This is a genomic window from Salinicola endophyticus (genome assembly GCF_040536835.1).
GTDB classification, from domain to species: domain Bacteria; phylum Pseudomonadota; class Gammaproteobacteria; order Pseudomonadales; family Halomonadaceae; genus Salinicola; species Salinicola endophyticus_A.
The window spans coordinates 3,247,354-3,273,484 of the sequence record NZ_CP159578.1; the positions used below are offsets into that span (position 1 = coordinate 3,247,354).

A 26,131-nucleotide genomic window follows, 5' to 3' on the forward strand; every position below is an offset into this window, starting at 1 on the left:
GCCCCCCGGGGATTATAGAACGAGTGTCTGACGCTCGGCTGTAACACCATGAGGAAACGACTACGACCACCGAGGAAAAAGTAGCACGGCGCAAGCTCAGCCTCCTAGAGTTGGCCAAAGATCTCCAGAACGTCAGCAAGGCCTGCAAGTTCATGGGCTACTCGCGACAGCAGTTCTATGAAATACGGCGCAACTATCAAACCTTCGGTTCCGATACGCTCGTCGACAAGCTTCCCAGGCCGTGGGGACCACACCCCAACCGCGTTCGAAACGGCCATTCTCGAGCACAGCCTGGCTTTCCCCACCCACGGTCCGGTTCGCGTCGCTCAAGAACTGGCGCTACGTGGCATTCAGGACAGATCTACGGGCGTCAGAGACGTCTGGGGACGCCATGATTTGCTGACCCGTCATAAGCGCCTACTGCGACTCGAGCGCGCCACGCGTGAGCAGAAAATCGAGCTCACCGCAGATCAGGTACGCCACCTCGAACGCTTTAGCCCTGAGTTCCGCGAACGGCATATCGAAGTCCACCACACCGGCGAGTTGGTCGCCGTCGACACCTTCTTCGTCGGAACGCTCAAGGGTGGCGGCAAGGTCTATCTGCAGTCCGTCCTCGACTGCTTCAGCCGCTACGCCTGGGGCCGCCTCTACACCAGCAAACTGCCCATCACGGCGGTATATGTGATCAACAACGACGTACTGCCTTTTTTCGAGGCCCACAACGCAAAAGTCAGCACGGTGCTCAGCGACAACGGCCGAGAGTTCTGCGGTCGGCAGGATCAGCATCCGTATGAGCTGTTCCTCCAGCTCGAAGAGACCGAGCACCGCACCACTAAGGTTCGGCGACCGCAGGGCAACGGCTTCGTCGAGCGGCTGCACCGCACCATGCTGGACGAGCACTTCCGCATCCAAGGGCGCACCAAGTGGTACGAGGCCCTGGAAGAGATGCAGCAGGACTTGGACGATTATCTGGTCATCTACAACACGAAACTGCAGCATAAGGGCCCCAACAACAGGGGCGTTATGGTTTCCCAGGCTCAACGCTATGTTCCAACACCTACTCCAGCAGGCAAGAACTGGCTTCTAGTTGAAGTAGAAACCTCCTGCAAGCTCACCTAAAGCAATAACCTTAGAACCTCTTTAAATTACCATCATTGAGAGTACTCGAAACTCAACTGTATTACACCTGGCCCGGTTGTGCTGGATGGGCCTACCCCTTTCCTAAAACTCCCACCCACCAACTTAAACCCATTTTGCACCGTAGCGTCAGCAACACACCCCGACCGATTAAACCTATTCCCCAACTCTCCCGACTCACTATTATCTGAAAACTTAATATTAACAGAGCAAAGAATGTTTGGAATAAACCTCATCTTCATTCCAACAGGGTAAGCGCCACCCGGAGTTTCAATAATATGAATCTCGCCACCTTCAGAGTTGCCTATAAGATTACCTTTTCTGTCTCCATATACAAACTGCAAGGCATCTATAGTATTATACTCTCTAACTAAAAACTGAGTTACATCTCCATTCAAATCATCAGTATCAGTATTGCAAAAAGAAGGGATTGCAAGCCCTAATGTTGTTGCGCTGTATGGCCCCATAATAAATGACCTCATCCCATCAGGCACAACAGCATTTTCTTTTGCTCGTTCAGGTATATATTTATGAAACAAGAAAGATGGCGCCACAGATATTATCATACTGGCATTCGCTGAATTCCCCCACAATCTTTTTATCGCTTCCACTGATTCCTTATAGTATGTTTCAGAACCATTAAGCTTCTCGCTGCGACTGATCTTTTTGTTTGTCAATGCATCAAGCACCTCCCCATGTGTTTCCCATGAAAAGAATGGAGGTATAGGAATAGGGTATTTTGTCGTGTAGTATTTGCATGTGATTTGATCAAACCTCCACTCCTTCCACTTAGAGTAAGCATCTGACAAAAAGACTGCGTAACACTCGTACATCTCAGTCAGCTCTTTCTCCCATACATCTACATTATCTTCATTATACAAAATCTCGCCGTGATACAATCTTTCACTTAACACTGTTAGATGAATAGAAGCCGATGTGACAATCAACGGGGTTAATTGAACACTATTCTTAGAACCTCTCAGATGAGATGAAAGCGTATTACACTGGGCTAAAACGGCTGAAAGAAGCATTCCTTTTTCATGAGTCTTGGCGTCACAATAATTATGCAAGGTAGTTTTTATTCCATCTATATCACCTTCACGCTCTTGTAACTCAAAGGCCAATATTTTCTGATCAACCATTTCACTTACCTGGTCTCTTATCTGATCCCAAATGCTTGGCCTATTTGATGGCCAGAACGATCTTACCAATGAAGAAACTGCTGTTCCGATATAGGGCAACTTTGATGTAACAGATGTTACTTCCGCTTGAATCAGACTACTCCAAACCTGTTCCATTTTTGGCTTCCTCAAGAGAATTATTTCACTTAGCGACTTGATTTCGAAATCACATCCGACACTACAACCATGCAATCCATACTATTTTCTATGATCAGAAAATCATCCGGACAGCAACGAACTTATGCTTCCTGGCCCTGATGCCATGTTCAGTCATGGCTGATCATCTTGCCGAAAGCAAGGTAAGCTTCACAACAATCCACAGTCAATACCCCTGTGAATCAGAAAATCTGACGATTAAAAATCCAGAGGCTTTCTCCAAAATTCAGCGTCACATTACAGCTATTAACTGGCCGACTCTAACTCTAAGTAACGAGCCGCTTTGGAGCAGAGCCAAAGGCGGTTCGGTTGACCGACTGCTGATGCTTAAATCTGTGCTTTCTGCATGCTATCTTGCTTCTCTTGTTCTTCGTCGGCAGTTGGTGAACCCGCAGCCGCATGCTCCGCCACCTATGCCGAGTTCACGCGCTTGTGCATCTTGCTAGACCCAATAATACTGTATGGAAATACAGTAGCCTGGGCATCAACGTATGGATGCTTAGAGCAGACCACCCAAGCTGATGGATCGTGTGAAAGCCATCATACGGGTAAAACGACACAGCCCGCCTACCGAGAAGACCTCTTGCTACTGGACGCGCTACTTCATTCGTTTCCATGGCTTGCGCCACCCCGCCAGCATGGGAGCCCCTGAAGTGAAAGCTTTGTTGGAACACCTCGCGCTAGATCGCTATGTAATGGCAGCTACGCCGCTTACCTGTCGTCTCGCATCACGAGTAACTAATATGCCTTTTGCGGGATATTCACAAATCCAGAGAGCAAAGACAATACAGCGTTGAAAATTGACTCACTGAAAAACGTTCAGAACATCCGGGGAATGACTCGAACGGCGAGCGGAGTGAGTCATATGCTCATTCCCCCCGTGAACGGGTACGTCAGCGCGCCCTACTCTGGCATTGGTTTACCGACTTTCTTACAAGTTCCAGAAGTATAATTTGCCGCTCTGAGAGTCCGATGACGGAGGAATACACCGCTCAACTGAGCGCAAACGGATTTCAGCGCAGTGAAAGCGCCCCAAAGAGAAAAGCCCCGAGCCAGTGTTCTGGCCCGGGGCTTTTTCTGATGAAGCGAGTTTGCTAGGCAAATCTTACCTTTAGCTACTGACCCACTGACCGCCACGATAGGCCAGAACCTCTCCGCTCCGGTCATCCAGCGCGAACAGATGCAGCCATCCGTTATGCGTCAGCGAGGTCAGCACCTCATGACGCGCGACGATCTCGGCGATGGCTTCCGGGGGCGCGGCGAGGTAGGCGCTCAGGCGCAGCGGTTCGTGACGCCAGCGCTCACCGTCATGCAGTGACTGCAGCGGCAGGCCGATACGCAGATCACCACCGTTGCCTTCGAATACGCCGATATGCCCGCCGACCACGTTATGCAGCACCTTGTTGCCACTGCCGAACTTGCGGTTGTCGGTGACCGAGGCGTTGTACTGCATGTTGATCCAGTGGGCGACCACCAGCGGTGCGGTCATGATCGCTTCCAGCCGGGCGAAGTCGCTATCCGTGCGCCAGTCGTAGTCGTGCAGGAAGCTGCGCCCGGAGAGATCGAGCAGCGCGGTGCAGCGCCGCGGGGCGGCGATGAAGCTGGCGTTGTTGGCCAGCCCCCACTCGGGGCGGGTCTGCGACCAGTCGGCGCCGCGGCGGTCCAGGGTCTGCTCGAGTTCGGGCGTATCGGCCGCGAGGCCGAGCTGCGGGGCGCGCCCGCGCCGGGCCTGTTCGCTGGCCCGTTGGAGCCAGGCGCGCATCTCTTCACCCAGCACCTGGGCGTCCGTCTCGGCCTCCAGCAGCTCGAGCCGGTCGGTAATGGTGTGGTGCAGCGCCGGCACGAAGCGCGTCTCCTGGGGGATGACCAGCCCGTCTTCCGCCAGCGCCTCGCGCAGCACGGGGTCGTTGAGCAGCCGCGCCAGGGCGCGTACCGAGACTTCTCCGGACTGGCCGCCACAGGCGCCACACTCGAGCCCCGCGGCGTGCGGGTTGTTGCTGCTATGGCTGCCGTGCCCCACCAGCAGTACTCGCGAGGCGATATGCTCGGTCAGCCCCATGCCCACCAGCACGCTACGGGCGAGCGCGGCCTTGTCGGCCAGGCTCAGCGCCTCACCGCTGCCGCGCCAGTGCCAGCTCAGCGTATCCATGGCGAGTGGCCGGCGCCGGGCCTTGGCTTCGAGCGAGCGGCGCAGCAGCTTGCCAGCATAGAGCAGCCCGCCCGCCTCCACCGCGGTGAAGCTGGCACTCGCCGTGCGGCTCCACTCCTGCAGGCGCGCCTGCCAGTTCAGCCGTTGCGCCGTGTGTGTCGTTCCCGTGTTCGGTTCGCTCTTGAGCATCACCTGCGGTGCCAGCAGCCCAGGCAGGTGCGGCTGGGCCAGCGCGGTGCCGCCCTGCTGGTGCGCCAGCGGCAGGCCGAAGAAGCCGGCGAAGCCCAGGGTCTGGATCGCCGGGCTCTGGCGCTCCAGCGCCCGGCGCATCGGCTCGGAGCGCACATCGATGCAGAACACCGCCTGTAGCCGCGGCGTCTGCGTATTGTCTGAAGCCACACCCGCGGCCTGCCGCAGCGCATGATGCAGCGGCTGCTGGTAGGCGATTTCGCTGGCGAGCTGCCACACCCATAGCGGCTGCTGCGTACGCTGGTGGCGCTCGATGCGCGTCGGCAGCTCCACCAGCTCGGCGTGCCACAGCCGATTCAGGCGCTCGGCCTGCTCCGGCTGCTCCGCTCCGATATAGCGCCACAGCACCAGCTCCCAGGCCAGGCGGATCGCCAGCAGGCTGCGCATGTCCGAAGGCGGGCGCTCGCAATGCCCCTGGCGCTGATGCGCCTCCTGCGCCTCACCGGCGGAGGCATCCAGCCCCTGCTGCCAATCCTGAGAGGCGACCCAGCTGGCCCAGCCGTTGATATCGAGCAGCAGCGCCTGGGCGTAGCTCTCGAGATGCCCGGTGGCGACGTCCAGCTCGGCAATGGCCGCCTGGAACAGCCCCTCTTCACTCTCCGGCAGGGTCTGGAAGTAGCGCCGCAGCCGCGGTTCGCCCATCAGGATGGCGATGCCGCGATCCTCGAGGGTCATCTCGCGCCAGTGCTGGTAGAGCCGCTTGCCGCGGGGCGCGTGCAAGCGCTCGGCGTTGAGCGGCCCGTCGGCCTGATAGTAGGCGGCGCAGAACTGGCTGATCTGATGGGTGATCTCGTCGCGCCAGGCCATCTGGTGCTGACGGTCACGGCGGGCATCGATCAGATCGCTGATGTTGTGCCAGTGGGGCAGCCGGCTCAGCTCGTCGACCACCGCCAGCAGATTGCGGTAGGCGCCGTGGTAATCGAGCCGTGCGGCGGCCTCACTCAGGTGCGCCTCGGTGATCTCGCCGCGCTGCCAGGCTGCCAGATAGTGGCTCGGCGGCATCAGACCGTGGACATTGCCCAGCGCCGAGAGTCTTGCCGAAACCGTGGCGGCGTCTTCACCGCGCTGGGTCCAGTAGGGGCTCACCGCGATCAGCCGATCCAGCGGCCAGCTCGGGGCGATGCGTGCGCAGGCGCGATCCAGCGCCGCGATCTGGGGCTCGGTGAGCGGCGTGGCGTCGCTCGCGTCGGCCAGCCGTGCGGTTCGAGAGGTATCGAGACTCATCATTGGAAACTCCCGCGAGAGACGGTGTGATGCTGCTTGGCCTGAATCCGGCCGGGCAGCGCGTGGGGCCAGAACTTGAGGGTGTTACGGGTGACCCATTCGTCGAGGTAGAAGCCGGCGTAGCAGTAGCGGTTGAGCGTCTGCGAGGTGCGGTAGTGCAGCCCATGGCGCTGCAGCCAGTAGCCGGCGAAGAGCAGCACGAACAGCACGCTCACCCACAGATCCGCCCAGGGCGAGACACTGTGCCCGGTGGCTGGCAGCAGCGTGACGAACAGCGTCTTGAGGCCGACATAGGCGAGCACCACCAGCACAGCCAGACCGAGGAAGCTGCCGAGGGCGCCCGCGCTACGCTCACTGCGGCGCTCGGCCAGCATCACGCTCAGAGCCAAAGTGACCAGCACCCAGGGGCTGTAGGCGGCGAAGGCCGGCGAATCGCTGAAGCTGCGTGCCAGCACCACCACCGTGCTCACCAGCGCGGCGCTGATCAGAAAGGCGGCGAGCCACTGGCCCGGCGAGGGGCTGCGAGCCGGGGCCTGGCGGCGCAGCAGATCCTCTGCCACCGCCTCGCCGGAGCTGAGGAAGGCGTAGGCCTTGTAGCAGGAGTGGGCGAGCAGGTGCAGCAGCGCCAGTTCGGTCAGCCCGAGGGCGATCTCGACCAGCATCAGGCCCATCTGGGCGCTGGTCGACCAGGCCAGGCGCACCTTGACGCTGACGCGGGTCATCATCACCAGCGCCGCCAGCACGCTGCTGACGCCGGCCACCGCCAGCACCAGCGCCTGGGCGGGCGCCGACTGCAGCAGCAGCGGCGAGAACAGCAGCAGTAGATAGCCACCGAGGTTGATCACCCCGCCGTGCAGCGTCGCCGAGACCGGGGTCGGCGCCTCCACCACCTGGATCAGCCAGCCGTGCAGCGGTAGCTGGGCGCACTTGATCAGCGCTGCCAGCCCGATCAGGCAGGCCGCGGCCTGATCGGCGAGGGTCAGGGCGTGACCGGGTACGGCATAGCCGGCGGTGATGACGCTGATCCGCGCGCTATCGTGCTCCAGATAGAGGATGAGGAAAGCGGCTGCGGCACAGAGCTCGGCGGCGCGGGCGAAGAGGAACTTCTTGTGCGCGGCCAGGGCCGCACGCGGGCGGTCCGGGTAGAACATCAGCAGCTGGTGCATGGCCAGACTGATGCCCAGCCAGGCGAACAGGAACAGCAGCAGATGATCGCTGAGCACCGCCACGCTGACCGCGGCGAAGAGCGCCTGAACGAGAGTGACGAAGCGCCGCTGGCGTGGCTCGCCCTGTAGATAGGTAGCGCTGTAGCGCACCACCACGAAGGCGATGAAGTTGGCCAGCGCCAGCATGCATAGTTGCAGTATGCCGCTCTGCCACCAGCCGGCGCGCGCCGGCAGGCCGTGCACCAACCCCAGCGCCAGCAGCGCTGCCGCCAGCAGCACGCTGACGCTGGTGGTGACCTGGCCGATGCGCCAGGCTCGCGCGGTGGTGCCGCGGGCGCTGACCACGGCCCCCAGCGCCAGGATGAGCGGCACCAGGGTAAGCAGGAAGGTGAAAAATGGCTCGTTGCCGTGCATGGGAAGGCTCCGCTGATCCAGGGAGCGTGCAGTATCCGGCGAGCCGATTTTTAATTAAAATAGATATTAATTGACCAATGGTTCTACAAAAGAGAACGAAATGAGCCGGCTCAACTATCATCACCTTTACTACTTCTGGCGCGTGGCCCGGGAAGGTAAGCTGACCCAGGTGGCGGACTCGCTGCACCTGTCGCAGAGCGCGCTGTCGGCGCAGATCCGCAAGCTGGAAGAACGAATGGACAAGCCGCTGTTCGAACGCCGCAACCGCGCCCTGGTGCTGACCGAGGCGGGCCGCCGGGTGTTCAACTACGCGGAGGCGATCTTTACCAAGGGCGAGGAGCTGGAGTCGTTGATCAGCCGTGGTATCGAGCCCGAATACCAGCGCCTGCGCATCGGCACGCTCTCCACCATGTCGCGTAACTTCATCGAGAGCTTCGTCGCTCCTCTGCTCCATCAGCCCGAGCAGCGGGTGCACTTCAGCCTGCACGCCCGCGGCATGGCCGATCTGCTGGATGGCCTGGCCCGCCACGAACTCGACGTGGTGCTCACCAACACCCAGCTACCCTCATCGCATTCGCAGGCCGCCGCCTGGCAGAGCCAGCTACTGGCGCGCCAGCCGCTCTCGATCATCGGCCCGCCCGGCACCGCCCCGGGCACGCCCTTCCCCACCGGCTTCGAAGACAGCCGCTGGATACTGCCCGGCGAGCACCACGAGATTCGCCGCGCCTTCGACGGCCACTGCAGCCTCTACCAGTACCGGCCGAAGATCCTCGCCGAAGCCGACGACATGGCGATGCTGCGCCTGCTGGCCCGCGACAGCGGCGCGCTGAGCGTGCTGCCGGAAGTGGTGGTCAAGGACGAGCTACAGCAGGGGCGGCTGGCGCGCCTGGAACAGCTCCCCAACGTCTTCGAGAACTTCTACGCCATCACCCTGCCGAGAGAGTTCATGCCGGGTGTGGTCTCGGAGCTGCTGGCTAGGCCCCTGGGGGATGTGGCCTAGCGGTTAGCCAACGTTGAGTGTCTAAACCTACCGCTCATCTTGAAACCATCTCGCATGTTCATGCCCATCAAGACGAGGTTGGTCGCACCGGCAAGCAATTCAGCGCCTTGCACCAGGTAGAAAGCCGTATCAAACGCGCCTGCGGATGCCCAGCGATCAAGCAACACGGCGCAGGGAATGAGTACCAATAACCCATTGATGGCAATAAAGGGCATTCTCATTTTCTTGCGGCGTACGAGCTTCCCACTTCTGGATTTCGCCAAGGCAAAACCGCTACCGCCGGTCAGGGCAATGGAAGGCACCAGCACCCACAAACCTGGCCACACGATGAGGCTTTTGACGGTCACGATGGATGCTGCCGTACCGAGCAGCTCGGCGAGAATCGTCGACGAGAAGAACGTGGCAATGCACAAGATGGCGAGGGTGGCTGCCAGTCGATGGAGCATGAGCATGCTGGTTTCCTCCGGCGGGGCAAGTTGGTAACATGTTGTCATAATGCGAGCGACAGCCGAGGTTGTCAACATGTTGTCAATTCGCCAAAGGAATCGTCGATGAGCGACGCTCAGAAAGGCCCGGTGTTCACCGAGATTGTTCTCGAAGTCTTCAAGCTGGGCGGGCTCCTCGTCAGTGAGGGCGACCGTATGGGGTCGGAATATGGCATCACCAGTGCCCGATGGAAGATCCTGGGTGCCCTTTCCCTGGCGGGTGAACCGCAAACCGTGCCGCAGATCGCCGGAAGCATGGGGCTGACAAGACAAGCCGTACAGCGGCTCGTGGATGCCATGCAGAAGGATAACCTTCTGTTGTTCCATGACAATCCGGGGCATAAGCGCGCAAAACTGATCAGTCTCTCGGACCTTGGAAGAACGGTCTATTCGAAGCTGTATGAAAAGCAGTCAGGCTGGGCCAAGACATGCTCAGCAGGCATCACCCAGGCGGAGCTGGAGACAACACTGTCTGTGCTCGAGCGCATATCTGGCGCGATTGACCGCTGACGAGGCTTTACGCTTTGTCTGAAAAATGCTGCGCTCGCCCATACGGCATTAAAAATTGACTCAAGCCACGAAAACCCAAAAGCCCCGAATCAGAGGTCTGACTCAGGGCTTGTCCTGATACGTATGCCTGTCTCATGTCTATAAATACGTTGATACCTCGATGAGATTGCCATCAGGGTCTCTGAAATAGAATGATGTGATTGCACCCTGTGCACCTGTGCGTCTTACCGGCCCTTCCATGATAGCCACACCTTGGCTCTCTACATGATTCATGGCATCAGACAGCTCACCATCTATAATAAAGCACAGGTCTGCACTCCCCGCCCCGACATGTTGAGCCTTAGGCTCAAACTCATGACCCAGTTGATGGAGGTTGATTTTCTGGCTGCCAAACTCCAGGGCAATCCGCCCCGCACCAAAGCTCACAACTTTCATGCCCAATACTTTTTCATAAAAGCCCGCCGTTGTTGCAATATCTGCTACGGTCAGGACCAAATGATCGAGGTGGCTGATTTTCATAAACGCCCTATATCCGAAAAATATAACGCCGCATTGTAATGCCATCTGCTTTCTGCAAGCCCTACGCGGCTGGGCTTTGTAAGAAAACTGCCCACGCTCATCGAGGTTTCGTACCAAGCCAATGTAGGCTGTGCCCGGCGTGCCATATAGGCCAGAAGGTGATGCGGCCGTTCTATCGCAAGAGATCCATCGGCTGATCACCGCTCTGGCTTGGCCCAGCGACTCGAGCCGGTGCTGTCAGACGCACTCCTCCTTCAAGGGCGCAAGACGCGCTCGACGAGACCGCTCTATTCCGGCGCATATGTCGTCGTGAACGCCTGAATGAGCCCATAGGCCGTCATTGTGCTCGTATCGTGGCGACTACTGAAGACCGAGTCATTGGGACACAGAGCCAACGGCCGATGAATTCGGCTCACGACGCCATCTTCCAACGCGGCCTCGCCATCGGGCATGACCATCAGACAAGCGACGACCGTGCTAGATGCGTCACCGTCGAGCCCCGCGTGGCGATCACATTTGAATCCGCATCTATCTTCCCATCACGGGCGGCTTGCGGCAGGCTGTCAGAGTGGGACGCACGCCGCCCCGCACCGATAACAACCGCATAACTTCAAGGATCTCTTCGTGACACCACGTTTCTTCGCCTCCCGCGGCATGGCCTGTTTAGCGCTCTCCGCCGTGGCGCTATTCACCGCTCCCACCGCCAGCGCCGCCAACCAGACCGAAGCCGGGCAGCATGTTCGTATCGCCGTCGACGTGCCCTATCCGCCGTTCGAGTATCGTAACGCTGCCGGTGAGCTGGAAGGCTTCGAGATCGACCTCGGCAATATCCTGTGCCAGCGTGCCAAGCTCGACTGTGAGTGGGTGGTCCAGGGCTGGGATGGCATCATCCCCGGCCTGCTGGCGCGCAAGTATGATGCCATCATGTCGTCGATGCGCATCACCCCGGCGCGGGAGCGTCAGGTGCGCTTCACTCGCCCCTATGCGATGTCGCCCAAGGTATGGGTGGCGCGCCGCGGCGCGACGATCGATCTCGACGACCCCGCCTCGTTGAAGGGGCTGAGCGTGGGCGTCCAGCGTGGGACCACCCAGGATAGCTACATCACCCAGCGCTACGCCGACGTGCTCACTATCCAGCGCTACGCCACCGCCGCCGATGTGGCGCTGGATCTGGAAGCGCAGCGGCTCGATCTGGCCTTCCTCAACTATCCGGTGGCGCTGGACGCGCTGGAACTCGGCAAGCCGGACAGCCAGTTCGTGCAGGTGGGCCCGCGTATCGATCGGCCGGAGTCGATCTTCGGCCGCGGCAACGCCATCGCGGTACGCCCAAGGGACAAAGCCCTGGCAGCGGCCTTCGACCAGGCGCTGGATAGCGTCTATGCCGACGGCACCTTCGTGAAGCTCATGCATCAGTACTTCGATTACGACCTGCGCCCTCCCTCACGCAAGTGAGGTGAACAGCGCTGAGCACCGGCCCCGCGCCAATACGCGGGGCTGCAACGACAACGCCGCCGGAGGAGCCCTCCGGCGGCGTTGTGTTTGGGTGGCGAACTAGTACCTATCGGGGAACACTCAGAATTCGAGGCAAATCTTGCCGAAGTGCTTGCCCGACTCCTGATGACGGAAGGCATCCGCGATCTCACCAAGGCCGAAGCTGCGGTCGATGATCGGCTTGAGGCCGGTGACCTCGAGGGCGCGGATCATCTCGATCTGATCGCGGCGGCTGCCGACGATCAGCCCCTGCAGCTTGGCCTGCTTGGCCATCAGCTTGGCGGTGGGCACTTCGCCACCGCGCCCGGTGAGCACACCGATCAGCGCAATATGGCCAGCGATCGCCACGGCATCGATCGACTGCGGCAGGGTGCCGGGGCCGCCGACCTCGATCACGTGGTCGACCCCGCGCCCGTCGGTCAGGGCCTGGACCCGCTTGCCCCATTCGGGCTCGTCGCGGTAGTTGATGGTGTGATCGGCGCCCAGCTCGCGCAGCCGTTCGAGCTTGGCATCGGACGACGAGGTGGCGATCACCTGCGCCCCCATCGCCTTGGCCATCTGCAGGGCAAAGATCGAGACGCCGCCACTGCCCAGGGTGAGCACGCTGTCCCCCGGCTTGAGGCCGCCATCGACCACCAGGGCACGCCAGGCGGTGAGCCCGGCGGTGGTCAGGGTAGCGGCTTCGGCGTGGCTGTAGCCGGCCGGGGCCAGGGTGAACCAGTGGGCGGGGCGCACCACCTGCTCGCGGGCGTAGCCGTCGACGCCGTCGCCGGGCACGGTCTTGAAGTCGGCGACCCGCGCCGGCCCTTCCAGCCAGTGGGGGAAGAAGGTCGAGACCACGTGATCGCCGACCGCGAACTCGTCGACACCCTCGCCGACCGCTTCGACCACGCCGGCACCATCGGACATGGGAATACGCCCATCCTCGGCCGGCGAGCCGCCGCTGGCGACGATGTAGTCATGGAAGTTGAGCGAACTGGCGTGGATACGCACGCGGATCTCGCCCGGCCCGGGGGCGCCGGGAGCGTCGCTGGTAGCGATAGAGAGCTTGTCGAGCCCGCCGGGGGCAGCCAGATGAACGACCTGCATACAATCATGCCTCCTGGTTTGGTTGACGTCTGGGAAGGGGCATCGATGAACGTCTTGGCACCAAGGCCAACGGCAAAGCGCCGCCATCCAGGCACCACCGACAATGCCCTCTCTGACGATGTGCCCCCAGTGTAGACACCTCCCCCTGCTCCCGCCTCACCAGTCGTCGGCGTCTTCCTGCTGACGGGCGTCGCGCTCGGCGGCCTCCTCGCGTGCGGCGTCGATCACGCGCATCACGTCGCTGACATCGACCCGCGTGGCGTCCGGCGTGTAGCGCCCGGTCAGCACGCTTTCCGGGTGCAGCTCGCCGGCCTCGTAAGCGGCCCAGATCTCCTTGCCGTAGTCGGTGGCGAGCAGTGCCGGGGCGAAGCGGCCGAAGTAATGGCGCAGGTTGTCGACGTCGCGTACCAGCATCCAGGGCGCGTTGTTGTTGCCGGCAGCATCCACCGCCTGGGGCAGATCGATGATCACCGGCCCCTCGGCGCCGACCAGGATATTGAATTCCGACAGATCGCCGTGGACCAGCCCGGCACAGAGCATGCGCACCACCTCGCCGATCAGGCGCTGGTGATAGTCGAGTGCCTGCTCGGGAGTGAGTTCGACATCATCCAGCCGCGGAGCGACATCGCCGTCGGCATCGGCGATGCGTTCCATCAGCAGCACGCCATCGACGAAGCCGTGGGGTTGGGGCACGCGCACTCCGGCATCGGCCAGGCGGTAGAGCGCCTCGACCTCGGCATTGAGCCACGCCGACTCCTGCTCGCGCTGGCCGTAGCGAGTTTTCTTGGACATCGCCCGGGCGCGGCGGCTGTTGCGCACCTTGCGCCCCTCCTGATAGGTCACCGCCTGCTTGAAGCTGCGGCTCTTGGCCTCCTTGAAGACCTTGGCACAGCGCAGTTCGTCGCCACAGCGCACGACGAACACCTGGGCCTCCTTGCCGCTCATGAGTTGGCTGACGACCTCGTCGATCAGGCCATCCTCCACCAGCGGCTGCAATCGCTTGGGTATCTTCATGCGGCCTCGCTCTCAGCGCTTTCCACTGTGTTGTCGACCCTCATCATCGACCACCGGCATCGACCACCAGACGAGCACGGCAGCGTCGCCCTTTCAACTTGCCGGCGTTCAACACCGCCAGGGCCTGGCGCGCGACCTCCCGCTCCACCGCGACGAAGGCAACGCGATCGGTCACCTTGATCTTGCCGACCCGGCCACCCTCGATACCCTCGGCGTCGCCGCCGCGGGTCAGGGCGCCGAGGATATCGCCGGGGCGAATCTTCTGCTGCTTGCCGGCGTCGATCTCGAGCGTGACCATGGCCGGCTGGAACGGCGTCTCGTCGCCGCCCGCGGGCAGTGGCTCGAATTCGGGCGGCTCGGCGAGCAGCTCCGTCAGCCGCTCCAGACGGTAGGTCTCGCGCTCGCTCACCAGGGTGCAGGCCGTGCCCTGCTCGCCGGCGCGGCCGGTGCGCCCGACCCGATGCACGTGGGATTCGAGCTCCCGCGCCAGCTGGTAGTTGAATACCGCATCGAGGGCTTCGATATCCAGACCACGCGCCGCCACGTCGGTGGCGACCAGGATCGACAGGCTGCCCTGGGCAAAACGGATCAACAGGCGGTCACGCTCACGCTGGTCGCGCTCGCCGTGTAGCGCCTCGGCGCTGAATCCCGCCTGCGCCAACGCCTGCGCCACGCTCTCGGTCTCCTGGCGGGTATTGCAGAAGACGATGCTCGAGCGTGGCCGGTAGTGGCGCAGCAGGCGCATCAGCGCCGGCAGCCGTGCGGCGTCGTCGGCGACCCGGTGGAAGTGCTGGTGGATACTCTCCCGGCCGTGGGTCTCGGGTACGCTCAAGCTGACCGGGTCGCGCAGCATACGCTCGGCGACCGGGCGCACGGCGTCGGCGTAGGTGGCGCTGAACAGCAGCGTCTGGCGTGAACGTGGCGTGGCCGCGACGATCGTCTCCAGCGCCTCCTGAAAGCCCATGTCGAGCATGCGGTCGGCTTCATCGAGCACCAGCACGCGCAGCCCGGCGAGGTCGAGCGTGCCCTTGCGCAGGTGCGCTTCGAGCCGGCCCGGGGTGCCCACCACCACGTGCGCACCGTGGGCCAGCGAGTTGAGCTGCGGGCCCATCGGCGTCCCGCCGCACAGGGTCAGGATCTTGACGTTGGCCAGTTGCCGCGCCAGCCGGCGCAGCTCCTCGGCGACCTGATCGGCCAGCTCGCGGGTCGGGCAGAGCACCAGCGCCTGTACCTCGAAGCACGCGATATCGAGCGCCTGGAGCAGGCCGAGCCCGAAGGCAGCGGTCTTGCCGGAACCGGTGCGCCCCTGGCCGATCACGTCGCGCCCCGCGAGGATCGGCGGCAGCGCCAGCGCCTGGATCGGCGTCATCGTGTGATAGCCCAGCGACGCCAGGTTGTGCTTGAGCGCCGGGGTCAGCGCCAGAGCGCTGAAGTCGGTCGAGGTCGCGGTGTCGGACACGAGCGGAATTCCTGTGAAGGTGGCGAATCGCGGCCTTCCCGCCGCGTGTGGCGCCGCACCATGGCGGTCGTCGAAGGGCGGCAGGATACCAGAGACCCCTGCGGCGCGTCGGCCTCACGCCATGCCGCCGGCACACAAATGTAAATAAACCTGCAACATCCCCGCCAGGTTGAGTAAAATCGCGACCGTCGTAGACAACCTGATCGTAGACAACCTGATAGGTGTGACTGATGGGAAGGGCCTTCCAGAACCGCAAGGAATCCATGGCCAAGACGGCCGCCGCCAAGACCAAGGTGTACAGCAAGTATGGCCGCGAGATTTACGTCTGCGCCAAGTCGGGCGGTACCGACCCCAACGGCAACCTGACCCTGCGCGGCCTGATCGAGAAGGCCAAGAAGGACCAGGTGCCCTCTCACGTCATCGAGAAGGCGCTCGACAAGGCCTCCGGGGCCGGTGGCGAGGACTTCTCCACCGCCCGCTACGAGGGTTTCGGCCCGGGCAACTGCATGGTCATCGTCGACTGCCTGACCGACAACCCCAACCGCACCTACGGTGACGTGCGCGGCTGCTTCACCAAGAACAAGGCCAAGATCGGCACCCAGGGTACGGTCAGCCACATGTTCGACCACTGCGCCATCTTCGCCTTTGCCGGCGATGACGAGGAAGCGGTGCTCGAAGCGCTGATGGAAGCCGACGTCGACGTCACCGACATCGAGAGCGAAGCGGGCCGGATCACCGTGTTCGCCCCGCATACCGAGTATGCCAAGGCCAAGCAGGCGCTGCTCGACGCCTTCGGCGAGATCGACTTCGAGGCCGACGAGATCCAGTTCCTGCCGCAGACGACCACGCCGCTGGAAGGCGATGACGTCGCCCAGTTCGAGCGCTTCGTCGACATGCTCAACGATCTCGACGACGTGCAGAACGTGTATCACAACGCCGAGCTGCCCGAAGACGCCTGAGCCGCACGTCTCTAGGGTTTGTACGAAAAGTCAGCGAGCGAGGGCAAGACAAGGCAAAAATCGTCGAAAAAGCGGAGTTTACGGGGTGTAAATGAGCATTTTGAGCCGATTTTTAACGCCGTATTGCCGAGCGCAGGTAGTTTTCTTACAAAGCCTAGCGCGCTGATGTGAGCCGGCGCCATGACCCGAGCCCCCGCACCGACTAAGCGGCGGGCGTGGGACATGGCGCCGGCTCAGTGCGTTACGGGCGCTCTTTGGAGATCTTGGCACCGTTGAGCGAGACGCCGCCCTGCAGCCCCTGATTGTTCATGACGAAGGCGATCACCTCCTGATTGGCGGTGTTGTTGGTGATCTGGCCATTGGCACCGATATCCGCCACCGCCACCCCGGCGCTGGCACCCACCGACCAGCCATTGTCGCTGCGCACGCGGTTGAGCGCCTTGTCGGTCATCAGCAGATAGACCACCGCCTGGGACTGGGCGCCGGCCTGGAAGCCGATCGAGCCGCTGGTGGTGGTGTAGTAGCCGGCCTTGTCGCCATCGATGAGCAGTTCGCCTTCGCCATGGCTGGCACCGACGATGAAGCTGGCGCCGAGCACGCCGGGGAACACCAGCACGCCCTTGGCCTGGTCCACCAGCGAACGCGACTGCGGCGCCACGCGATAGAGCCGGTCGAGGGTGTTGCGCACGTCCTGGTCGAGCTGGCGACGCTCAGCGCGCTGGCTCTCGCGATCCTGCGGTGTGGTGGTGGTGCACGCCGAGAGCAGCGTGGTGCCGAGCATGGCGGCGAGCAGCAGCACGCTGGTGCGGCTGGTGAGGGTCGAAAGCGACATGAAGCGTGATGTGGAGCGTGGCATGGATAAGCCTCCTGGCTTGATGATGCGAGCGGCTCGCGCATGGGCCGTGCCGAAGGGCGCCGGCGCTTGGGCGTGATGTGACATCGCCATGCATGCACGTGTCGTGCGCGACCGAGGTCTTGTGTGGCGATGTCGTGTATGGCGATGTCGTGCATGACAGTCTTGTTATAGACGACCGCTGCCCATTGCGCCTGTCTGTATCTGCCGGTCGACTCGCATGCACGGGTCCAGCCAGGGCGTGTTTTCGCCTACAATAGTCACCTTTCACGCCACGATGTTGCCACTCATGAGTCACCCCACAGCCACAGAGTCATCCCCGGCCGCGGCCAGCAGCGCACCCGTCGCCGAGCCCGCGCCGGTGATCGAGATCACCGGGCTCTCCAAGCGCTACGACTCCGGTTTCGAAGCGCTCAAGCAGATCGATCTCGAGATCCGACGTGGCGAAATCTTCGCCCTGCTCGGCCCCAACGGCGCCGGCAAGACCACCCTGATCAGCATCATCTGCGGTCTGGTCAACGCCAGTACCGGCCAGGTCAAGGTGGACGGCCACGACAACGTCAGCGCCTATCGCGCCGCCCGCGCCAAGATCGGCCTGGTACCGCAGGAGCTGACCAGCGACGCCTTCGAGACCGTCTGGAACACGGTACGCTTCAGCCGTGGACTGTTTGGGCGCAAGCCCAATGATGCGCATATCGAACGGGTGCTGAAGTCGCTGTCGCTCTGGGACAAGCGCAAGAACAAGCTGATCACGCTCTCCGGCGGCATGAAACGCCGCGTGCTGATCGCCAAGGCGCTGGCCCACGAGCCCGAGATCCTGTTCCTCGACGAGCCCACCGCCGGGGTCGACGTGGCGCTGCGCCGCGACATGTGGGAGGTGGTCCGCGAGCTGCGCGCCAGCGGCGTCACCATCATTCTCACCACCCACTACATCGAGGAAGCCGAGGAGATGGCCGACCGTATCGGCGTCATCAACCGCGGCGAGATCGTGCTGGTACGGGAAAAACAGGCGCTGATGCGCCAGCTCGGCAGCAAGCAGCTCACCCTGCAGCTACAGCAGCCGCTGGCCAGCGTGCCGCCGGCACTGGCGCACTACCCGCTGTCGCTGGACGAAGCGGGCAGCGTGCTGGTCTACACCTACGATGCCAGCGACCCGAAAGCCCAGGGGCAGGTACCGATCAGCACCCTGCTCAACGATATCGAAGCCGCCGGCATTCGCTTCAAGGATCTGCACACCAAGCAGAGTTCGCTGGAAGAGATCTTCGTCAACCTGGTCAGAGAGCGCCAATGAATCTCCAAGCCGTACGCGCCATCTACTGTTTCGAGATGGCCCGGGCCGGCCGTACCCTGCTGCAGAGCCTGGTATCCCCGGTCATCTCCACGTCGCTCTACTTCGTCGTCTTCGGCGCCGCGATCGGTTCGCGTATCCAGGAGGTCGAAGGGGTCAGCTACGGGGCCTTCATCGTGCCCGGGCTGATCATGCTGATGCTGCTCACGCAGAGCGTCTCCAACGCCTCCTTCGGCATCTTCTTCCCCAAGTTCACCGGCACCATCTACGAGGTGATGTCGGCGCCGATCTCGTACTTCGAGATCGTGCTCGGCTATGTCGGCGCCGCCGCCTCGAAGTCGGCGGTATTGGGCCTGGTGATCCTGGGCACGGCGAACTTCTTCGTCGACCTGCACATTCTGCATCCGTTCATGATGCTGCTGTTTCTGGTGCTCACCGCGATCACCTTCAGTCTGCTCGGCTTCATCATCGGCATCTGGGCGGACAGCTTCGAGAAGCTGCAGCTGGTGCCGCTGCTGATCATCACCCCGCTGACCTTCCTCGGTGGCAGCTTCTACTCGATCGACATGCTCCCCGAGGTATGGCAGGCGGTGACCCTGGCCAATCCGGTGGTCTATCTGGTCAGCGGTTTCCGCTGGAGCTTCTACGGCATCAGCGACGTCAGCGTGACGGCGAGCCTGATCATGGTGTTCGTGTTTCTGGCCGTCAGCCTGGCGGTGGTCAACTGGATCTTCCGCACCGGCTACCGGCTGCGTCCGTGAACGCCTGAACCCAACCCGCCCCCGGCGCTGCCACCGCGGCCCCGGGGCGTGTCATCCACCGCGTCGAGGTTCCCATGCCGATACTGCAAGCCTGCGCCCACCGCATCGACAAGCGCGGCGACGACAGCCCCGCGACCCTCACCGCCGGCGAAGCGCTGCCCACCGGCGACGCCGCAGAGTCGCTACTGGCCGCGTTGAATCAGAGCTTTCACGCCAAGCCCAAGGCCTGGGGGCACTTCGTAGAGTCCCAGACGTCGGCCGACACCAGCGACGAGGACGACGCGCCTGGGGCACAAGAGAGTGACGAGGCGCCCCCGTTCACGCCCGACGCCCAGGTCGCCGCCGGGTCTCCCCCTCAGGCCGCCCCGATGCCGCCCTCGCGCTTCGCCGCCGAATTGACACGCTATCGTCGCGGCGAGCTGAACTTCACCGACTTCACCACCCAGGCGGCGCAGGATCTGCTGGCGCTGGTCGACGCCCAGCTCTCCGTCGGCGGCCAGCTCTGGTGCGTGCACAACCGCCAGGGCGAGACGGAGTTTCTGACCGTGGCGCTGCTGCACCAGCGCCACGGCTACGGCTTCGATGCGCAAGGCCAGGTGGTCGAGGTCGACCAGCTCAATCTCGGCCAGCTGATGCTGGCGGCGCGCATCGATCTGACCCAGTGGCAGCGCGGCGAGTCGCGTCAGTACATCGCCCACGTGCAGGACCGCGGCAGCAAGAAGACCAGCGCAGCCTTCCGTGAGTGGCTCGGCTGCCGCGAAGGGGTCGATGCCAGCGCCGAGACCCGCACCCTGCTCAAGGCCTTCAGCGACTACGTCGAGCACGAAGACCTCAGCGAGGAGGCCAGCCGCGAGAAGACCACCACCCTGATCGACTACGCCAACGCCCAGGCCAAGCGCGGCGAGCCGATCACCCTGGACGAGCTCTCCGAGCTGGTCGACGAGAGCCAGCCCAAGGCGTTCTACGACTACATCCGCAATCAGGACTACGGGCTGGCCGCCGAGATTCCGCCGGACAAGCGCACGCTGCAGCAGTTCAAGCGCTTCACCGGCCGTGCCACCGGGGTCTCGATCAGCTTCGACTCGCACCTGCTGGGCAACAGCATCGAGTATGACGAAGAGCGCGAGCGCCTGATCATCAAGCAGATCCCGGGGCAGTTGAAGGATCAGATCAAGCAGCGCGGTCAATAGCGGTACGGGACCCCGAAGCCCCTTAACTGGCCCGGCGACCTGCCGGGCCTCTCTGTTATTCCCGTCTTACGCCGCAACTATCTCCTTCGTGCGCCCTGACTATCCCCCTCATACGTCCCGACTGCCCCCTCGTGCGCCCAGCCCCCTCCCTTGTGCCGAACCCACCGATAGCGCCTACCTCATCCCGTTCATGACGCCCATGCATCTCGGCCGAGGGTTCGCAGCTAAGATCGAAGGCGAAAGGATCGAAGGCGAAAGAATGGAAGGCGCAAGCAATAATTCGCAAACTACTTAATTAAACTTGACTTAAATCAGAATTAAATCCCGCCGATATAAATACTACGCAGCCAGTTCGTGCCGCGTGCGGCCCATCCAGAGGCGTATCCATTCGGGGGAAAAGATATGAGAAGTGCGCTACATAGCGTCAAGGCCAGGCTTTGTCTGGGCCTGGGCTTGATCATTCTGCTGCTGATCGCGATCGGCGGGCAGGGCATCATGACCAACCGTCAGACCCATCAGGCCATGCAGACCATCGTAGAAGACAACACCCAGACGATGATCATCCTCGCGGCAGTCAGAGCCGCGATCGCCGATAACCGCACCATTTTCGGCAAGCTCGGCGGTGCCGAGCCGTCCCCGGCACAGCGCCAGGCGATCACCGAGAACCGCCAGCGCGCCGACGAAGCCTGGAAGCAATACCACCCGGAACTCGCCACCACCGAGGCCGAACAGCAGCTGTCGCGCGAATACCTCGACACCCTGAACAAGCTGCGCCAACTGGTCGACAGTGGCGCCGCAGAAACCGAGATCGACGCGACCTACACCGCTATCTACAAGGTCGTGACCGAGCTCTACCGCCTGGCCCGAGAGGCCACCTTGGCCGAGTATCAGAAGAGTGTCGGAGAGTATCGCACCAGCCTTTACCTGGTCTTCGCGGCCATCGGCGTGAGTCTGCTGCTGGCGATCGCCCTCGGCTGGTGGTTGGCCCGCGGCATCCTGCGCCCGCTGAAGGAGGCCACCGAGTTCTCCACCGCGCTGGCCGGAGGCAACCTGGGCGTGCGTCTCGACACCCGCTATCGCGACGAGTTCGGGCGCCTGCTCGATGCCATGGCAACCATGCGTGACAAACTCACCGGTGTCATCAGCGAGGTAGCGAACAATGCGCGCACCGTGGAGTCAATCTCCGCCGAGCTCGCCGCGAGCAACGAGAACCTGAGCCAGCGCACCCAGGAGCAGGCCGCCAGCCTGCAGGAGACCGCTTCGGCGCTCGAGCAGATCACCAACACCGTCAGCCAGAACGCCGACAACGCCGGCCAGGCCGATACCCTCGCCAGCGAGGTGAGCACCCAGGCCAAGCAGGGCGGCGAAGTGGTCGACGAGGCGATCGGCGCCATGCGCGAGATCGATGCCTCCAGTAAGCAGATCTCCAACATCATCGGCATGATCGACGAGATCGCCTTCCAGACCAACCTGCTCGCCCTCAACGCTTCGGTCGAGGCCGCCCGTGCCGGCGAGCAGGGCCGCGGCTTCGCCGTGGTCGCCCAGGAGGTGCGCCAGCTCGCCAGCCGCAGTGCCGACGCCGCCGGCGAGATCAAGCAGCTGGTCTCCGAGAGCGCCCAGCGCGTGGCGCGTGGCTCCGAGCTGGTCAATCGCTCCGGCGAGACCCTGGCGCAGATCGTCACCAACGTCGAGAAGGTCACCGATCTGGTCTCGGAGATCGCCGTCGCCAGCCGCGAGCAGTCCACCGGCATCCAGCAGATCAATCTGGCGGTGGGCGAGATGGACAGCGTGACCCAGCAGAACGCCACCCTGGTCGAGGAGTCGACCACCGTCACCGGTACCCTGCAGAATCAGGCCGAACTGCTGGCCCAGGAGATCAGTTTCTTCCGCGGCTTCGAAGAGAGCCAAGCGCATCCGCGCAGTGTGCGCCCAAGCCTTGCCTCACCGTCCACCCAGTCCCGTCAGCCACAGCGCCAACCGCAGCGCCGCCAGCCCTCGCAAGAAGTGGAGGAGTGGAGCAGCTTCTGACCCTCACTCTACCCGCTAGCGTATCGCCCAGGGATCGGGCGGTACGCTGGCCATCGCACTTCTCCGTCTGACCGCCGCTCATTGTCATCGACGCCTCTCTTTCTCTCTTTCTCTCTTTCTCTCTTTCTCTCTTTCTCTCTTTCTCCCTCGCTCTCTCCTCGCGTCTTCTCACGCGACATCCGCAACAGCCCCGTCAGCCGCAGCGCCAATCTCAGACTCCACGGCCGACTCAGGAAGCAGATGAGTGGTACAGCTTCCAGGCGCGTCGTGAGATACCCGACGTCCGCGCTACCACAGTGGATCGTTCGATAAACCGAGAGATGGAGTCTAATTAGAATTAGACGATCTAGTAACCGTGAAACCACAGGATCAAGCAAGCTATACGTCTAATTTTCTTGGCTTTTCAGAGTATCGAGCAAACAGAAAACACCATTGAGTTACTAATCGAAACCGATCAATCGCGAAAAAAATCGAATCCTGCGAATTTAGCTCAACCTCTCTGAAGCGACGCCGATAGCGTCGGATGGAGCGTGCCATCTGTCCTAGCCAGGTGGCACCCATGGAAGGCACTACACCAGCGAGGAAGCACAGATGTTAAGAATCGCCAAAAGCGTCAAGGCACGGCTCGTCGTCGCCTTGGGCATATTGATCGCGCTGCTGATCGCGGTCGGCGTGCAGGGCGTGCTCAGCAATGGCCAGACCCAGGAGGCGATGCGCTCGATCGTCGACGAGAACGTCCAAGCGATGATCGAACTCTCCACGGTTCGATCCGCCACCGGCGACAATCGCACGATCTTCGCCAAGGTCGATGGCAACAACTTTTCCGACGCCCAGCGCCAGGAGATCGACAAGAACCGCCAGCGCGCCGACGACGCTTGGGACCGCTACTCCCCCGAACTGATCTCCAACGACACCGAACGTCAACTGGCCGCGACTTATACCCAACAGCGCCAGACGCTGCGCGATCTGCTCGATAGTGGCAGCGCCAGCGATGCCCAGGTCGATACCAGTTACGCGAGCCTCTACGACATCATCACCCAGCTCTATCGCTCGTCGCGCGAGGCGACACTGGCTAGCTACCAGAAGAGTGAGGCGGACTATCAGACCAGCCGGACGATCGTCATCGCCGCCATTCTGGTGGCACTGGTGATCGCCATCGTCATCGGCTGGTGGCTGGCCCGCGGCATCCTGCGCCCGCTGCAGGAGGCCACGGAGTTCTCCACCGCGCTGGCCGAGGGTAATTTGGGCGTGCGCCTGAGTACCCGCTACCGCGACGAGTTCGGGCGCCTGCTCGATGCCATGGCCGCCATGCGTGACAGGCTCACCGGGGTCATCCGCGAGGTAGCACACAACGCCCGCACCGTGGAGTCGATCTCCGGCGAGCTGTCCGCGAGCAACGAGAATCTGAGCCAGCGCACCCAGGAGCAGGCCGCCAGCCTGCAGGAGACCGCTTCGGCACTCGAGCAGATCACCAACACCGTCAGCCAGAACGCCGACAACGCCGGCCAGGCCGACACCCTCGCCAGCGAGGTGAGCACCCAGGCCAAGCAGGGCGGCGAAGTGGTCGATGAGGCGATCGGCGCCATGCGCGAGATCGACGCCTCCAGCAAGGAGATCTCCAACATCATCGGCATGATCGACGAGATCGCCTTCCAGACCAACCTGCTCGCGCTCAATGCTTCGGTCGAGGCCGCGCGTGCCGGCGAACAGGGCCGCGGCTTCGCCGTGGTCGCCCAGGAGGTGCGCCAGCTCGCCAGCCGCAGTGCCGACGCCGCCGGCGAGATCAAGCAGCTGGTCTCCGAGAGCGCCCAGCGCGTGGCCCGCGGCTCCAAGCTGGTCAACCGCTCCGGCGAGACCCTGGCACAGATCGTCAACAGCGTCGAGAAGGTCACCGATCTGGTCTCGGAGATCGCCGTCGCCAGCCGCGAGCAGTCCACCGGCATCCAGCAGATCAACCTGGCGGTGGGCGAGATGGATAGCGTGACCCAGCAGAACGCCACCCTGGTCGAGGAGTCGACCACCGTGACCTCCAGCCTGCAGTCCCAGGCCGAGCTGCTGGCGCAAGAGGTACGCTTCTTCCGCGGCTACGACGATGGCGCGAGCCCCGCCGCACGTACCGTCAGCCTGGCCTCGCCCCAGCCGGCGCCCAGCAAGCGTCAGCCGCCGCGCCAGGCCACCGAGGAAGTCGAGGAGTGGAGCAGCTTCTGACCTCCCGCTGGCATGATAACGACGGCACGACAGACAACGGCCCCGTCCTGATGGACGGGGCCGTTGTCTGTGTCACCCGGGGCTAACCCCGGCGCGGCGAATGCCACGCCCACCGGCGTGGGTTCAGCGCCCGTGGTTGGCCTTCACGCCCGCCTCCACGCGCTCACCGATCTTGGCATCGACATTCTTCCAGTACTCGAATACCCGCGATAGCACCGGCTCTTCGACGCCGCTGGAGACATGGCCGACGATATTGTCGACCAGGCGATCGCGCGCGGCGTCGTCCATCACCTTGTTGACCAGGTCGTTGGCCTGGCTCCAGTCATCGTCGGCCGGGCGCAGCGTATAGGCCGTGCGCACGAATTCACCGTCGGCAGACCACACCGCATCTTCCGGGTAACGCTGCGGATCGGCCTTGGCACCGCCCTTGCTGTTGGGGGCGTAGACCGGGTCGCTGGCGTTGTGCATGCGCATGGCGCCACCCTTGCTGTAGCTGTGCACCGGGCAGCGCGGCGTGTTGACCGGAATGTGCTTGTAGTTGACCCCCAGCCGGGCGCGGTGGGCATCGGCGTAGGAGATCGAGCGCGCCAGTAGCATCTTGTCCGGCGACAGCCCGGTGCCCGGCACCATGTTGTTGGGTTCGAAGGCGGCCTGTTCGATCTCACTGTGGAAATCGGTCGGATTGCGGTCGAGCGTCATCTTGCCGACTTCCATCAGCGGGTAGTCGCTGTGGGGCCAGACCTTGGTCAGGTCGAACGGGTTGATGTGGTAATCCTTGGCCTCCTCGAACGGCATCACCTGCACGTGCAGGGTCCAGGTCGGGTAGTCGCCACGCTTGATCGCCTCGAACAGATCACGGCGGTGGTAGTCGGCATCGCTACCGGCCATCTGATCCGCCTGCTCCTGGGTCATGCACTTGATGCCCTGGTCGGTCTTGAAGTGATACTTGACCCAGAAGCGCTCGCCTTCGGCATTGACCCACATGTAGGTGTGGCTCGAGTAGCCGTTCATGTGGCGCCAGGTCGCGGGCACGCCGCGGTCCCCCATCAGCCAGGTCACCTGGTGGGCCGATTCCGGCGCCAGGGTCCAGAAGTCCCACTGCATGTCGTGATCGCGCAGGCCGTTGTCGGCACGGCGCTTCTGCGAGTGAATGAAGTGCTGGAACTTCATCGGATCGCGCACGAAGAACACGGGGGTATTGTTACCCACCATGTCGAAGTTGCCTTCCTCGGTATAGAACTTCAACGCGAAGCCGCGCGGGTCGCGCCAGGTATCGGGGCTACCGCTCTCCCCTGCCACGGTGGAAAAACGCGCCACCATGTCGGTCTGCTTGCCTAGCTGCAGAAACTTGGCCTTGGTATAGCGGCTGACGTCCTGGGTCACCTCGAAGTGACCGAAGGCACCGCCACCCTTGGCGTGGGGCTGGCGGTCCGGGATCATCTCGCGGTTGAACGCCGCCATCTGCTCCATCAGATAATGATCATGCATGACGATGGGTCCATCCGGGCCCACCGAGAGCGCATTCTCTTCGCTCGCGACGGGGATGCCGGCATCCGTCGTCGTCGGCTTGCGGTTGTCGCTGGTCACGGTGATCTCTCCCT

At 62.6% G+C, this 26,131-nt stretch carries 20 protein-coding genes and 1 pseudogene; 11 read left to right on the forward strand and 10 right to left on the reverse strand.

Going from position 1 to position 26,131, the window contains the following annotated elements:
• The first annotated feature begins 110 nt into the window (after positions 1 to 110).
• A pseudogene (locus ABV408_RS14780) lies at positions 111 to 1,119 on the forward strand (DDE-type integrase/transposase/recombinase).
• 32 nt (positions 1,120 to 1,151) lie between these two features.
• Here the strand turns inward: ABV408_RS14780 and ABV408_RS14785 are convergent.
• Entirely contained in the window at positions 1,152 to 2,435 is a 1,284-nt protein-coding gene (locus ABV408_RS14785; RefSeq protein WP_353979665.1) for a hypothetical protein, read from the reverse strand.
• A 560-nt stretch (positions 2,436 to 2,995) separates the two neighbouring features.
• Here ABV408_RS14785 and ABV408_RS14790 point away from each other — a divergent pair.
• Complete coding sequence (locus ABV408_RS14790) at positions 2,996 to 3,271, forward strand: phage integrase N-terminal SAM-like domain-containing protein (protein ID WP_353979666.1); 276 nt, start codon at positions 2,996 to 2,998, stop codon at positions 3,269 to 3,271.
• A 314-nt stretch (positions 3,272 to 3,585) separates the two neighbouring features.
• Here the strand turns inward: ABV408_RS14790 and ABV408_RS14795 are convergent, their stop codons facing one another.
• Together ABV408_RS14795 and ABV408_RS14800 are read right to left on the reverse strand one after the other, a co-directional pair.
• Entirely contained in the window at positions 3,586 to 6,099 is a 2,514-nt protein-coding gene (locus ABV408_RS14795) for a DUF2309 domain-containing protein (RefSeq protein WP_353979667.1), read from the reverse strand.
• Positions 6,096 to 7,676 (reverse strand): NADH-quinone oxidoreductase subunit L, encoded by a 1,581-nt coding sequence (locus tag ABV408_RS14800; protein WP_353979668.1) that lies wholly within the window; start codon positions 7,674 to 7,676, stop codon positions 6,096 to 6,098. The genes ABV408_RS14795 and ABV408_RS14800 overlap by 4 nt, the downstream gene beginning before the upstream one ends.
• 100 nt (positions 7,677 to 7,776) lie before the next feature.
• Here ABV408_RS14800 and ABV408_RS14805 point away from each other — a divergent pair, with 100 nt between their 5' ends.
• Entirely contained in the window at positions 7,777 to 8,676 is a 900-nt protein-coding gene (locus tag ABV408_RS14805; RefSeq protein WP_353979669.1) for a LysR substrate-binding domain-containing protein, read from the forward strand.
• Here the strand turns inward: ABV408_RS14805 and ABV408_RS14810 are convergent.
• Positions 8,673 to 9,128: a hypothetical protein gene (locus ABV408_RS14810; protein WP_353979670.1), complete on the reverse strand. Its 456-nt coding sequence runs from the start codon at positions 9,126 to 9,128 to the stop codon at positions 8,673 to 8,675. The two genes, ABV408_RS14805 and ABV408_RS14810, sit on opposite strands and share 4 nt — an antisense overlap.
• 99 nt (positions 9,129 to 9,227) lie before the next feature.
• On the opposite strand from ABV408_RS14810, the gene ABV408_RS14815 reads away from it, so the two are divergent.
• Positions 9,228 to 9,671 carry a MarR family winged helix-turn-helix transcriptional regulator gene (locus tag ABV408_RS14815; protein WP_129141619.1) on the forward strand — a complete coding sequence of 148 codons (444 nt, stop codon included), beginning with the start codon at positions 9,228 to 9,230 and terminating at the stop codon, positions 9,669 to 9,671.
• Between the two features lie 138 nt (positions 9,672 to 9,809).
• On the opposite strand, the gene ABV408_RS14820 is transcribed toward ABV408_RS14815, so the two are convergent.
• A complete protein-coding gene (locus ABV408_RS14820; RefSeq protein WP_353979671.1) occupies positions 9,810 to 10,190 on the reverse strand; it encodes a VOC family protein in 381 nt (126 codons plus the stop codon).
• 624 nt (positions 10,191 to 10,814) lie between these two features.
• Between ABV408_RS14820 and ABV408_RS14825 the strand changes: the two genes are divergently transcribed.
• Positions 10,815 to 11,642, forward strand: a complete 828-nt coding sequence (locus ABV408_RS14825; RefSeq protein ID WP_353979672.1) for a transporter substrate-binding domain-containing protein — start codon at positions 10,815 to 10,817, stop codon at positions 11,640 to 11,642.
• A 120-nt stretch (positions 11,643 to 11,762) separates the two neighbouring features.
• On the opposite strand, the gene ABV408_RS14830 is transcribed toward ABV408_RS14825, so the two are convergent.
• From ABV408_RS14830 to dbpA, 3 genes are all read right to left on the reverse strand, one after another.
• Positions 11,763 to 12,770 (reverse strand): NAD(P)-dependent alcohol dehydrogenase, encoded by a 1,008-nt coding sequence (locus ABV408_RS14830; RefSeq protein WP_353979673.1) that lies wholly within the window; start codon positions 12,768 to 12,770, stop codon positions 11,763 to 11,765.
• A 156-nt stretch (positions 12,771 to 12,926) separates the two neighbouring features.
• Entirely contained in the window at positions 12,927 to 13,784 is an 858-nt protein-coding gene (locus ABV408_RS14835) for a PA4780 family RIO1-like protein kinase (protein ID WP_353979674.1), read from the reverse strand.
• Between the two features lie 43 nt (positions 13,785 to 13,827).
• On the reverse strand, positions 13,828 to 15,243 hold the full coding sequence (gene dbpA / locus ABV408_RS14840; protein WP_353979675.1) for an ATP-dependent RNA helicase DbpA: 1,416 nt from the start codon (positions 15,241 to 15,243) through the stop codon (positions 13,828 to 13,830).
• A 230-nt stretch (positions 15,244 to 15,473) separates the two neighbouring features.
• Between dbpA and ABV408_RS14845 the strand changes: the two genes are divergently transcribed.
• Entirely contained in the window at positions 15,474 to 16,202 is a 729-nt protein-coding gene (locus ABV408_RS14845) for a YebC/PmpR family DNA-binding transcriptional regulator (RefSeq protein ID WP_353979676.1), read from the forward strand.
• A 241-nt stretch (positions 16,203 to 16,443) separates the two neighbouring features.
• Here the strand turns inward: ABV408_RS14845 and ABV408_RS14850 are convergent, their stop codons facing one another.
• On the reverse strand, positions 16,444 to 17,058 hold the full coding sequence (locus ABV408_RS14850; RefSeq protein ID WP_353979677.1) for a lipid-binding SYLF domain-containing protein: 615 nt from the start codon (positions 17,056 to 17,058) through the stop codon (positions 16,444 to 16,446).
• Positions 17,059 to 17,344: 286 nt separating this feature from the next.
• On the opposite strand from ABV408_RS14850, the gene ABV408_RS14855 reads away from it, so the two are divergent.
• The 5 genes from ABV408_RS14855 to ABV408_RS14875 all read left to right on the forward strand — a co-directional run bounded on the left by ABV408_RS14855 (position 17,345) and on the right by ABV408_RS14875 (position 24,530).
• Entirely contained in the window at positions 17,345 to 18,346 is a 1,002-nt protein-coding gene (locus ABV408_RS14855; RefSeq protein ID WP_353979678.1) for an ABC transporter ATP-binding protein, read from the forward strand.
• Positions 18,343 to 19,104 carry an ABC transporter permease gene (locus ABV408_RS14860; protein WP_035470535.1) on the forward strand — a complete coding sequence of 254 codons (762 nt, stop codon included), beginning with the start codon at positions 18,343 to 18,345 and terminating at the stop codon, positions 19,102 to 19,104. The genes ABV408_RS14855 and ABV408_RS14860 overlap by 4 nt, the downstream gene beginning before the upstream one ends.
• A 74-nt stretch (positions 19,105 to 19,178) precedes the next feature.
• Positions 19,179 to 20,294: a nucleoid-associated protein gene (locus tag ABV408_RS14865; protein WP_353979679.1), complete on the forward strand. Its 1,116-nt coding sequence runs from the start codon at positions 19,179 to 19,181 to the stop codon at positions 20,292 to 20,294.
• Positions 20,295 to 20,696: 402 nt separating this feature from the next.
• Positions 20,697 to 22,322: a methyl-accepting chemotaxis protein gene (locus ABV408_RS14870; protein ID WP_353979680.1), complete on the forward strand. Its 1,626-nt coding sequence runs from the start codon at positions 20,697 to 20,699 to the stop codon at positions 22,320 to 22,322.
• A gap of 591 nt (positions 22,323 to 22,913) precedes the next feature.
• Positions 22,914 to 24,530, forward strand: a complete 1,617-nt coding sequence (locus tag ABV408_RS14875; protein ID WP_353979681.1) for a methyl-accepting chemotaxis protein — start codon at positions 22,914 to 22,916, stop codon at positions 24,528 to 24,530.
• Positions 24,531 to 24,653: 123 nt separating this feature from the next.
• Here the strand turns inward: ABV408_RS14875 and ABV408_RS14880 are convergent, their stop codons facing one another.
• Positions 24,654 to 26,117: a catalase gene (locus ABV408_RS14880; RefSeq protein ID WP_353979682.1), complete on the reverse strand. Its 1,464-nt coding sequence runs from the start codon at positions 26,115 to 26,117 to the stop codon at positions 24,654 to 24,656.
• Between the last annotated feature and the right edge of the window lie 14 nt (positions 26,118 to 26,131).